We start from the raw sequence: 12,181 nt of genomic DNA, 5'->3' as shown, positions 1-12,181 counted from the left end.
CTTGTTTATCCTCCTATCGATATCAACTTTTACGACTTATGGTGCTGATCGCACACATATTGATTGGCTCTCATCAGGCTTTCCTAAGCAAATTACAGACCAGGTAACGGGTTTAAAACTTCAATTTAATTATGATCGGTATGAACGGCCATATAGTATTATCAGCAGCGATGGTGAAACCAAGAGAACCTGGCAATATAGCTATATCGATGTTGAAGGTTACTTTGCTCCCGTTACAGCACAAGCGCCTTATAATGACAGCCGTACTGTCATCAAATACAGCTATGATGGGCGTGGTAATTTAGGATCCATTACGAATGAACTAGGTCATGTTGTGACTTTTAGTCAACGTAGTCCGCAAGGTGATCATGTGGCGCAGATCATTGACGAGAATGGTATTAAAACGGATTTAGATTATCGGTACATAGTGTATGAAGATAGTAGCAAAAGTAAAGGCTATGCGACTTATCACAAGCATCCTCAGTCAGTTACGATCAATGGCAATACGACCCAATATGAGTATGATGACAAAGATCGTCTGATTTATAAAAAAACGCCAGCGGGTGTTACTTATCGATACGAATATGATGATCGTATTATCTATAGCCAAACGCCAGCAGGGGTTGCTCATCCACAGAAAAATATAGTAAAACAAAGAGTAAAGGACGGCTTTGGTAATGTATTACAGAAGGAGTTGGATGCTCAAGGAAATGTGATTGAAACGAGGATTAAAGATGCCAGAGGAAATCTGGTATATCAGCTGAAACACTCGGATACCGTCGCATCAGCAGCCCAGGGAAAAGAACAGGATGATGCTAATGAGTATCCAAAACATAAAGTGGTTCTAAACTATGATGAGGCAGAGAGAATCACTTCAATTCGCTCAGTTTACGCTGAAAATAAGACCAGTAATACATCTGATGACTCCGTCATCCCGCAGCAGGAAACACAAACTCATTACACCTACAATGCCTGGGATGAGATCACCCGTATTACGACAGCTGGGAAAGGCATGACAAGCTTTAGCTATAATGAAGCCGGTCAGCTGGTCAAGCAAAAAGACAATATGGGGCAGGAGTATGGATATGGTTATGATGTGTTAAATCGATTGACCAAAGTGAGCATAAACCACAAGCCAATCCTGTTATACGTTTATGATCAAGGTCAATATGGAAAGGGTTATTTCAGTGAAGTGACGCGCTTGCCCTCGGCTATACAGGGTGCAGCCAATACGATAAGAAACAGTTACGATGCATTTGGTAATATAGGAACCCAGACAAATATCATCAACGAAAAAGAATATCGTATTATCTATACCTATAACGAAGACAATCAGATCAACACCATTACCTATCCAAGTGGCTTAACGGTTTATTATGCACATAATACGCTAGGTAAGGTTGATAAACTAAGTATCAATAAACCACCATTTATTGTGGCCAAAGATATTGAGCACCTGCCGTTTGGTCCGATAACCACCCTGACTTATGGGAACGGGTATATTCAGGAAAACGGTTATGATTTACGATACAGGCTTACCGAGCGAAACCTCAAAAATATTGCTCACGATCATTATAGATATGATGAGAATGGGAATATTAGTGAAATCATTCACGTGAGTGCCCCAGAGTGGAACACACGATACCGCTATGACAGATTGGATAGATTAACCGCTGTAGAGTCACCCAAGCACAGGCAAATCTTCACGTATAAGCGTGCAGGTGAGATAGATGTAGATATTAAAGATCTACAACATGACTTAAATGGTAACCTCACCTGGTTAAACGGTTTAAGCTTAAGCTATGATGAGTTTAACCTTCTGACAGAGGTGAGAAATCAAGATAAAACCGTTGCTAGCTATCAGTATAATGGTCAAGGTCAGCGGGTGTTAAAAACGGTCGATGGCAAAGAGACTGTTTTTATCTATGATCAGTTTCTGAATGTAATTGAGATTATCAGTGAAGGTGAAACAACAGATATTATCTATCTGGAAGGACAGCCTTTAGCACAAATGACCCAAGGTCAGATTGACTACTTTATCAATGACGTTCAAGGCACGCCTGAGAGATTAATAGATCAGCGGGGGAATACACGTTGGCAAGCCGATATTCAGCCGTTTGAAATTCAGGAAACGATAAAAGAAATAAGGCAAAACTTAAGGTTTCCAGGACAGTATTATGATGAAGAGACAGGGTTTTACTATAATGGTTCTCGTCACTATTCTCCACAATTAAGAAGCTATATTCAGCCTGACCCGTTGGATCCTTTATCAGGTGGGAGTATTGATGCTTACGCTTATGCAGAGAACAATCCGGTGAATATTGTAGACCCATTAGGATTATGTCCAAGCTGTCACTACAATATTAATTGTCGTGAATACCAGGCAGATCCGCTGGGGGCATTGGCGCGACATTTTGGCTGGCAGTTTTTATCGTATTGTTATGGCACAGTGACAGCGTTTGGTGGGGGTTTTGTCAATGAAATAAGTTTTGGATTAACGGACTTCAGTTACGATGACAGGCATCAATTCGCGCATTATGCGGGCTTAATTGCAGCGAATGTGCTAGGGGGAATACCGAAAGCGGGGTTAAGTGCCACCGTCAGAGGTGGCAAGGCAATGGCAAAGGTGGCATTGCCAAGGGTGGTGAAGGAAAGTGGGGCGGTTCCGAGGAAGGTAAGTAGTGGTGCTGAAAACGTAAACGCGCAATCAGCTCTTAGAGCGAAATTATCTGGACTAGAGAAAGCACAGCAAAATGCAGCTACTACACGGCAATTACCAGATGGGCGCGTTCGTTATTACACCCAGGAAGTTCCTGCTAGAACGGAAGGTCCAACTCGAGGTGCTTCTTTTGTTACCGAGCATAACCCCCAAAATGGAAACGTAAGGCAGTGGATGGAAAGTTACGATCATGCAGGGAGTGTGAACAGGGTGCACCCCAAGTCAATTAATGGCCAAACCGTTAATTCTCAACATTATCCTCCAGTTACTAGGGAGTTAGGGTTATGACATTTACTGCAAAAGAACTAAGTAGTGTGTTGCAGGCTGAGCTGGATAAAGGATATGACGTCGTAAGAATCGCTCGCGTTGCATTCCAGCTTTATCAAGATCATGGAGTTGGGTTGGCTCCTGATCTTGATGAGATACTACTCCAGCTGATGGCTATGGAGGAAGGTCCCGAGTTTGAGTATTCTGTTGAAGAACTTAGGAAGCTTGCCCAGGATTTACAAAATAAGCAATAAAGGTCTTATGATTTCAATTTTTCCGCTCTTTCTTAGGCGCGTAAATGTCAGTTGCACTACCCTCAAATACCTCTGTTGCCATCATTAGCGTTTCTGACAAAGTTGGATGGGGATGGATGGTTAAAGAAATATCTTCCGCATCACAACCCATTTCAATGGCTAGGGTCGCTTCTGCAATTAACTCACCTGCATTTGGTCCAACAATACCTGCACCAATAATGACGTGATTTTCATCATAAAGCACTTTAGTCAAACCTTCATTTCGACCAATACTCAATGAACGACCACTTGCTGCCCAAGGGAATACTCCCTTGTCGTATTTGATTCCTTTTTCATTGGCTTCTTTTTCTGTGACCCCAACCCACGCCACTTCTGGGTCAGTGTATGCTACAGCTGGAATACATTTTGGCTCAAAATAATGCTTATAACCTGCTATAACCTCCGCAGCAATACGCCCTTCTGGGACAGCTTTGTGCGCAAGCATCGGTTGTCCCACAACATCACCAATGGCAAAAATATGTGGAACATTAGTTCTAAGTTGGTTATCAACTTTAATAAAGCCACGCTCATCAACATTAACACCCGCTTTTTCTGCATCGATCAGTTTACCATTTGGTGTACGTCCAACTGCTAATAAAATACGGTCAAACCTCTCATTTTCGCGTGGTTTGTCACCTTCCATTGACACATAAAGACCATCATCTTTTGCTTCGACCTTGGTCACTTTCGTTTTCAAACGAATGTCATACCGTTTAGCCATCATCTTTTCATAAGGCTTCACAATATCTTTATCTGCCGTTCCCATAAGTTGATCCATAAATTCAACTACCGTGATTTCAGAACCAAGCTCGCTATAAACTTGTGCCATTTCAAGTCCAATAATGCCCCCACCAATGACGAGCATTTTTTTAGGAACTTCTTTCATTTGAAGTGCACCCGTTGAATCAATAATACGAGGATCCTCAGGAATAAATGGTAACTTAATAGAGCTTGACCCCACGGCAATAATCGCATTGTCAAAAGCGATGGTTTTAACACCCTCTTTCGTTTCAACAGCAATTTCATTACTTGAAGTGAACTTGCCATAGCCTTCCACAATGTCAACTTTACGTTGCTTAGCTAACCCTTTTAAGCCACCTGTTAGTTGGCTTACGATCTTGTCTTTATAACCCAAGATTTTATCTTTATTGAAAGTCAAGTTGTCAAAGCTGATTAAGCCATCTTTTTCCAGGTGACGCGCTTCATTGATCACTTTAGCAACATGCAAAAGTGCTTTTGAAGGAATACAACCGACATTTAAACACACCCCACCAATCGAATCATAACGCTCAACAAGCACGACTTTTTTACCTAAATCTGCTGCACGAAATGCTGCACTATAACCACCAGGACCACTACCTAAAACAACTAATTCTGTTTTTATATCACTCATCTTTTTTACCTTAATTTATTTTCTTACAAAAGCATTTCTCTTAAATCTGCCAGAATTGCACAGTAACGCGTTAAAAACTGAGCTGCTAATGCGCCATCAATTACTCTATGATCAGTCGATAACGACAATGGCAACATGGTTCTTGGGATAAACTCTGTACCATTCCACACAGGTTTTATGGCTGATTTTGACACACCCATAATCGCCACTTCAGGCATATTAATAATTGGCGTAAATGCAGTTGTACCAAGTATACCTAGGCTTGATATGGTAAAGGTTGCCCCTTGCATATCATCTGGTTTTAATTTACCTTCACGCCCCTTTTTCACTAAGTCCATGATTTCGCGTGAGATCTCAAAAATACCTTTCTGATCGGCATTTTTGATCACAGGTACAACCAAGCCTTTTGGGGTATCAGTGGCAAAACCAATATGATAATATTTCTTCACAATCAAGCCTTCGCCATCGTTTGATAATGAACTATTAAAGCGTGGGTATTCTTGTAATGCTGTTGCAGCTGCTTTGATTAAAAACGAAAGTGGTGTAACTTTGACCCCTGCTTTTTCTGCTGCTGTTTTTTTTGCATTTCTAAATGCTTCTAAATCAGTAATATCTGCATCGTCATAAAAGGTTACATGCGGGATTTTAACCCAATTGCGTGCAAGATTCTTGGCGCTGAGTTTATTAATACGTGATAACGCTTCGACTTCTATTTCACCAAATTTTGCAAAATCCACCTGGGGATCAGGTAATAAGTCTAAACCGCCCCCACTGGATACTTGACCAGTTTGTAAGGATTGCACTGCTTTTTTAATATAGTTATCACAGTCTTCTTTCGTGATGCGTCCTTTTCTACCAGTCGCAATGACACGTGATAAATCAATCCCCAAAATACGTGCTAATCTGCGAACCGCAGGGGAGGCATGTGCATTGGTATTGGGAACTTTAGATACAATAGCAGCTTGTTCAACGACTGGGCTTTTTACCACCTCTTCAACTTGCGCGGCTTTAGATATCTTATTTTCAGTTGCAACTTGACCTTGTGACACAAGAAGAGTGAGCACCAAGTCTCCTTTAGAAACTTTATCACCGACTGTAATTTTGACATCAACGACTTTGCCTGTGTAAGGTGATGGGATTTCCATTGAGGCTTTATCGGTTTCAAGTGTAGCCAATGAATCTTCTTCTTTGATTTCATCACCTGGCTTAACATTCACCTCAATGACATCCACATCTTTATAATCACCAATATCTGGTACTTTTATCTCAAGCATTTGCGCAGCTGCAATTTGCTGTTGTGAACCTTGCTCAACCGCACTTTGAGTGAGGATGGTTGATGAGGCTGTTTCATTTGTATTTACAGCATCTGTTTCAACCAAAAGAACTAATGAACTCTCAGAAACTTTATCACCTACTTTGACACTCACTTCTTTTACCGTACCAGAAAAAGGTGCAGGCACCTCCATCGAGGCTTTGTCTGTTTCCAAGGTGATCAATGAGTCTTCTTCTTGAATGACATCACCTACTTTGACGTTGACCTCAATCACGTCAACATCTTTATAGTCACCAATGTTGGGTACTGTGACTTGTTTAATTGCCATGAGTTTTTCCTTCTTCCGTCATTTATTTAATGATAAGCTGGATCGACACGATCTGGATCAATACCATATTTCTTAATTGCCTCTACTACCAATTTTTTGTCAATGGCACCTTCTCTTAACAAACCACTTAAAGCAGCAACGACCACATAATAACGATCTACCTCAAAGAAGTGACGTAAATTTGCACGTGAATCAGAGCGACCAAAGCCATCTGTTCCTAATGTAATGTAGTTAGTTGGCATAAACTCACGAAGCTGCTCGGTATATAACTTAATATAATCCGTTGACACCACTACAGGTCCTTTGCGATTTTGAAGGCATTTTTCAATATGTGTTTGCTTTTGCATGTGTTCCGGATGTAACAAGTTCCAACGTGCAACCTTACGACCATCACGATAAAGCTCATTGGCAGAGGTCATACTCCAAATATCGCTTGTAACACCAAAGTCTTGTTGCAATAGATTTGCTGCTGCTTCTACTTCGCGCAAAATCGTGCCTGATCCCATGAGCTGAATGTGTTTGTTGCCATTGACTTTTTCAGCTGCTTTTAATAAATACAAGCCTTTGATAATATCTTGCTCTACCCCCTCTGGCATCGCGCAGTGGGTATAATTCTCATTCATCAAAGTAATGTAGTAGAAAACTTCTTCTTGCTCGACATACATGCGTTTCATCCCACTCCACAGGATAACAGCAAGCTCATAAGCGTAAGTTGGATCATAAGTAACGCAAGATGGAATCAACCCTGCCTGGATGTGGCTATGACCATCTTCGTGTTGCAAACCTTCACCATTTAAAGTAGTACGCCCAGCAGTACCACCTAACAAAAAACCCTTTGCATGAGAATCAGCTGCCGCCCATGCCAAATCACCAATACGTTGGAAACCAAACATAGAATAATAAATATAAAATGGAATCATCGGAACACGATGAACACTATAAGAAGTAGCTGCGGCTAACCATGAACAAAAACCACCTGCTTCATTGATACCATCTTGAATGATTTGACCATCTTTAGACTCTCTATAGTACATTACTTGTGCTTTATCTTCTGGCACATATTGCTGCCCACGATGATTATAAATACCCAATTGACGGAATAAGCCTTCCATCCCAAAGGTACGTGACTCATCCACCATAATCGGGACTAAATGATCTTTTAGGTCTTTGTGACGGGTCAAGTTGACAAACATACGCACAAACGCTGTTGTCGTAGAGAAATCACGATCACCACTTGCTTCTAAAAATAGTTGAGCAAAATCTTGATAATGTGGAATTAACAACGGCGTGTTATTTTCAAATCGAGCAGGAGCATAACCACCTAATGCCTTACGTTGTGCATGCAAATACGCATGTTCTTTTGAACCTTCTTCAAACTTTAAAAAAGCCATTTGCTCAACTTGCTCATCTGTCGCTGGCACCTTAAAACGATCTCGAATATATTTTAAGGCTTCTGTGTCAAGCTTTTTGACATTATGTGCAATATTTTTTGACTCGCCCCACTCACCTAAACCATAACCTTTAATCGTCATCGGTAAAATAACAGTCGGTTTACCTGTATTATTGTTAACCGCTTTTTGATATGCTGCATAAACCTTAGTTGGATCGTGCCCACCACGCATTAAGTTTTGCACATCTTCATCACTGTAACCTTTACCTATTTCTTCAAGCTCAGGATCACCACCAAAAATTGTTTGTCTTAAGTCTGCTCCACCATGAGAACTTGCAAACTGCATCTGACCATCGTTCATTTGTGCTAAGCGTTGTTGCAATTTACCATTTGTGTCCTTAGCAAATAGTGGTTCCCAGTTGCTTCCCCATAACACTTTAATTACATTCCAGCCAGCACCTTTAAAGATTTGTGCAAACTCCTCAACGATTTTGCCATTACCATCTACCAAACCATCAAGGCGCTGTAAATTACAATTGATCACAAAAATCAAATTATCCAAGCCTTCACGTACCGCACGATTAATTGCACCTAGTGATTCTGGTTCATCCATCTCACCATCACCACAAAATGCCCAAACTTTACGATTTTTTGTATCTGCCAGTTTACGTGCTTCAAGATATTTCATAAAACGCGCTTGATAGATTGCCTGCAAAGGTCCCAAGCCCATAGAAACAGTAGGAAATTGCCAATAAGTTGGTTGCAGATAAGGATGTGGATAGGATGACAAACCTTCCTCATCATTAAATGCTTGTTGTCGAAAGTTTTTTAATTGTGTCTCGGTTAAGCGACCTTCTAGATAAGAGCGCGCGTATATAACTGGGGTTGTATGACCTTGATAAAATACTAAATCCCCTGCTTGCTGCTCATTTGGTGCATGAAAAAAGTGATTAAATCCCACTTCATAAAGGGTAATAATAGATGCTCCAGAGCCAATATGTCCCCCTAAAGAACCATCTTTTTTATTAGCTTTTGCAACCATAACTGCTGCATTCCAGCGATTGAGATTCTCGATTTTGTTCTCGATTTCTAGATTTCCTGGATAGGCTGGTTGATCTTCTACCTTAATCGTATTCATAAATAAGATGCTTTGTGCAGGTCCGTAAGCACTCTCAATCCCAATTTGATTAGCGTGATCCAATAATCGATTCATTAAAAAGCTTGCGCGCTCTATTCCTTCACGCGCAACAACATCTTCAAAGGCTTCTAGCCACTCTTGTGTTTCTGTTACGTCAATATCGTGAAATCTTTCAGACATATTGCCTCCATAGACAGTTTCAAGTTAGAAATTTGACTTTCAAAAATGGGAATAATTATAAACGTAAGACCCATCAAAATATAGGCATATCAGCAATTAAGTAAAGTTTAGCTTGCGTTTTAGTACGCTTGAAAAACCCAAGCAATCAAGATATTGAAAAGTGTATCAGATTTAATACAAAGAGATACTGCTTTGAAACAGCATTTATCAAAAGATGCTGTTATAGTTTGGACATTGCATAAATCCTTGAGTAATCAAGGGGTGATTAACATTATTCTCTGCTAGGGTGATTCCCTCCCTCCTTTCCCCTCTCTAGCAGAGATAATTTGTATTGTAACTGTTCAAAAAATTCATCTTCAATCATGGGGAAAATCTCAAGATACCACCAACTCTTATGTGCAAATAACTGACATTTGACCGCATCTTTGTAGGTCATGATAACAATTGAAGATTCATTTTGTAAAAATAAAAAATCTTTTTTTGTATAGCTATAGTGATCAGGAAATATATGGCTATCAACAGTCAATCCAAGCTGTTGTATCGTCTTAAAAAATCTCTGTGGATTGCCAATCCCTGCAACCGCATGGCAGCTGTTACCAAACTCTATTTTAAATTGAGAAATAGATTTTTTCTCAGCGGTAAGCAAATTAACAAGGGAAATAGGCTTAAGTTGCATCTGATACAACTTTTTATGAGTTAGTTTCAGTGTGTGGCTGAGGCCACCATTAAAAATAATCATATCGGCTGTTTCTAAGCGCTTAATTGGTTCACGCAAAGGTCCTGCTGGCAAGCATAAACCATTGCCAAACGTTCGTTTACCATCAACAACAATGATTTCAATATCTCTTGCAAAATAATAATGCTGTAAACCATCATCACTAATAATGACATCGACTTGAGCCAAATTGCTTTCAATAAACTTAAGCGCTTCAACACGTTTAGGGTCAACCACAATTGGCACATCTGGGAACAAGCGCTTAAGCATATATGGTTCATCGCCACATGATTTGGCTTGTGTTGTATCGTCAATCAAAAGTGGATATTGAGCTGCATGTCCACCATAACCACGTGTAACAATAGCGGGATTCATCCCTTGTTGCTGCAAAAAAGAACAAATTGCTTGCACCACTGGGGTTTTACCCGTACCACCTACGGTAATATTACCGACAACAATCACTGGTAATTTACTATGATAAGCTAGGCTTTGGATCTTATGTTTACGCAAAATGCTAACAAGCTGAAATAACCAAGAAAAAGGTCTTAACAGCTGGCACAATAATGTTTTTTTTGCTTGGTACCAACGCGCCTGAATATCCATTTATTAACCTCGATCACTTGATCATTTAGCTTAGCGATTGCTGGTATAACTGACGATATAAGCCATTTTCACTTTGTAGTAGTTCACTATGCTTGCCAATTTCGACGATTTCACCACCATCCATAACAACGATCTTATCAGCATGTTCAACAGTAGAAAGCCTATGTGCTACAACAAAAGTGGTACGATTTTTCATTAAATGCTCTAGGGCTTGCTGAACAATACGCTCAGATTCATTATCTAGCGCACTGGTTGCCTCATCTAAGATCAATACAGGTGCATCTTTTAATATTGCTCTTGCAATTGCGACTCGTTGGCGCTGTCCACCTGATAAACTTAAGCCATTTTGCCCAACCTCTGTATAGAGACCTTTTGGTAATTTTTTAATAAAATCCCAAGCATTTGCAGCTTTAGCTGCTGCTATAACTTCCTCTTCACTGACTTCACCTTCTCGACCATATGCAATATTATGAAATATCGTATCATCAAATAAATTAACATGTTGTGAAACTAATGAAATATGACTTCTTAAATTACATAAAGTTAGTGACTGCATATCCACATCATCTAATAAAATTTGACCTTTAGTTGGCTCATAAAAACGTGCTAACAGATTAACCATGGTCGTCTTGCCACCTCCTGAACGCCCAACTAAAGCAACCGTCTGACCTTTTTCAGCGATAAGGTTAACGTTTTTTAGTACCATTTGTTTTCCTTCAGGGTATTGAAAACTTACCGCTTTAAATTCAACTTCACCCTTCACATTTTCAAGCTTATTAGTCCCTCTATCTGCTTCAGGAGTATGATCTAAAATCTCAAAAATATCCTCTGTTGCGGCAATGGCTTTTTGAATTGTCGAGTTAACGTTAGTAAGGTTTTTAATCGGTTTTAAAATAGCCATCATCGATGCAAAAAATGATACAAATCCACCAGCATCTAACCAACCACCTTCTTTTAAACCATAAGTGGCAACGATAAATAAGATAATCGCAATAACAATCGCACCGATAAATTGAATAATCGGTGAGGACAACCCATCTAACATTAAAGTTTTAATTTGTTGGCGATAAGTATAACTTAAATTGTGATCAAACTTTTGCAGCTGGTATTGCTGACCACCAAAAATACGGATTTCTTTATAGTTGATCAATGATTCTTCTGCAACGTGTGTTACCGAGCCCATCGCCAATTGTGTATTGCGACTATAATGGCGGAATTTTTTACTAATCCAAGTAATAAAAACAGCTAAAAATGGCGCAACCACAATCACTGTAATCGATAATTGCCAGCTTGTTACCACCATCACAATAACTAATCCAATTACAAACGTTCCATCTTGAACTACGGTAATAATCGCTGAACCTGTTGCACTAGTCACTTGATCTACGTTATAAAGCATTTTAGATAATAGCTTTCCTGAAGAAGTTCTATCATAATAATGCGCTGGCAAATCCAAAAAACGTCGAAAAAGCTTTTTACGGAAACGATAGACAACGCTTGCTCCTAGTTTCCCCATGAAAAATGAAGATAGAAATGAACCAACTCCACGCAAGGTAAACAATAATAAAAATACCAAAGCAATGGTTTTCAAAAACTCGCCCCCAGTTGGTGTAAAACCTTCATTTAACAACGGTTTAATCAAATACATTGCATAAGCATCACAGCCAGAATATACAATACTACCAATCACAGAAATAATGAGTAAAGGCCACAATGAATGCACTTCCCATAACAACCTTCGATATAAACTATAGGTTTTCTTGTGCACATTTTCAGAAAGTTGCATATTAATTTTTGAGATCCAAAACACAAATTAGACAGAGTTTACCGAAATTTATTGATAACATAAAGCAATAAGCCAATTTGGATAAATAGAAATAAA

Annotated in this window: 7 protein-coding genes and 1 pseudogene; 2 read left to right on the top strand and 6 right to left on the bottom strand. The window is 39.6% G+C overall.

What is annotated here, in order from left to right; translation table 11 throughout:
- Both M1V25_RS08750 and M1V25_RS08745 read left to right on the top strand, forming a co-directional pair.
- The coding region (locus M1V25_RS08750; RefSeq protein ID WP_498843043.1) for an RHS repeat domain-containing protein at nt 1-3,007 on the top strand (3,007 nt) is incomplete at its 5' end.
- Entirely contained in the window at nt 3,004-3,240 is a 237-nt protein-coding gene (locus tag M1V25_RS08745) for a hypothetical protein (protein WP_116964633.1), read from the top strand. The genes M1V25_RS08750 and M1V25_RS08745, both read left to right, overlap by 4 nt.
- Nucleotides 3,241-3,253: 13 nt before the next feature.
- Here M1V25_RS08745 and lpdA read toward each other — a convergent pair whose 3' ends face one another.
- The 6 genes and pseudogenes from lpdA to msbA form a co-directional block, all read right to left on the bottom strand.
- Nucleotides 3,254-4,672: a dihydrolipoyl dehydrogenase gene (gene lpdA / locus M1V25_RS08740; protein ID WP_498843042.1), complete on the bottom strand. Its 1,419-nt coding sequence runs from the start codon at nt 4,670-4,672 to the stop codon at nt 3,254-3,256.
- 23 nt (nt 4,673-4,695) lie between these two features.
- Nucleotides 4,696-6,138 carry a dihydrolipoyllysine-residue acetyltransferase gene (gene aceF / locus M1V25_RS08735; RefSeq protein WP_498843045.1) on the bottom strand — a complete coding sequence of 481 codons (1,443 nt, stop codon included), beginning with the start codon at nt 6,136-6,138 and terminating at the stop codon, nt 4,696-4,698.
- A pseudogene (locus M1V25_RS08730) lies at nt 6,115-6,273 on the bottom strand (biotin/lipoyl-containing protein); the annotation flags it as partial. The pseudogene M1V25_RS08730 and the gene aceF, both read right to left, overlap by 24 nt.
- Nucleotides 6,274-6,299: 26 nt before the next feature.
- Nucleotides 6,300-8,981 (bottom strand): pyruvate dehydrogenase (acetyl-transferring), homodimeric type, encoded by a 2,682-nt coding sequence (gene aceE / locus M1V25_RS08725; protein WP_498843041.1) that lies wholly within the window; start codon nt 8,979-8,981, stop codon nt 6,300-6,302.
- A gap of 271 nt (nt 8,982-9,252) precedes the next feature.
- Nucleotides 9,253-10,299 (bottom strand): tetraacyldisaccharide 4'-kinase, encoded by a 1,047-nt coding sequence (gene lpxK / locus M1V25_RS08720; RefSeq protein ID WP_498843040.1) that lies wholly within the window; start codon nt 10,297-10,299, stop codon nt 9,253-9,255.
- Between the two features lie 25 nt (nt 10,300-10,324).
- Nucleotides 10,325-12,085 (bottom strand): lipid A export permease/ATP-binding protein MsbA, encoded by a 1,761-nt coding sequence (msbA, locus tag M1V25_RS08715; protein WP_498843039.1) that lies wholly within the window; start codon nt 12,083-12,085, stop codon nt 10,325-10,327.
- Between the last annotated feature and the right edge of the window lie 96 nt (nt 12,086-12,181).

Origin of the sequence: Candidatus Nebulibacter yamunensis, assembly GCF_024208055.1 — a bacterium.
GTDB classification, from domain to species: Bacteria; Pseudomonadota; Gammaproteobacteria; order Francisellales; family Francisellaceae; genus Caedibacter; species Caedibacter lacustris.
Note: the sequence above shows the minus strand (reverse complement) of the source record. Positions and strands in the feature narration are given on the sequence as shown.

Bases quoted from the DNA above. Each gene is read 5' to 3' on its own strand.
- lpxK (WP_498843040.1), bottom strand. From the start codon at position 10,299: ATGGATATTCAGGCGCGTTGGTACCAAGCAAAAAAAACATTATTGTGC.
- aceF (WP_498843045.1), bottom strand. From the start codon at position 6,138: ATGGAGGTGCCTGCACCTTTTTCTGGTACGGTAAAAGAAGTGAGTGTC.
- msbA (WP_498843039.1), bottom strand. From the start codon at position 12,085: ATGCAACTTTCTGAAAATGTGCACAAGAAAACCTATAGTTTATATCGA.
- lpdA (WP_498843042.1), bottom strand. From the start codon at position 4,672: ATGAGTGATATAAAAACAGAATTAGTTGTTTTAGGTAGTGGTCCTGGT.
- aceE (WP_498843041.1), bottom strand. From the start codon at position 8,981: ATGTCTGAAAGATTTCACGATATTGACGTAACAGAAACACAAGAGTGG.
- M1V25_RS08745 (WP_116964633.1), top strand. From the start codon at position 3,004: ATGACATTTACTGCAAAAGAACTAAGTAGTGTGTTGCAGGCTGAGCTG.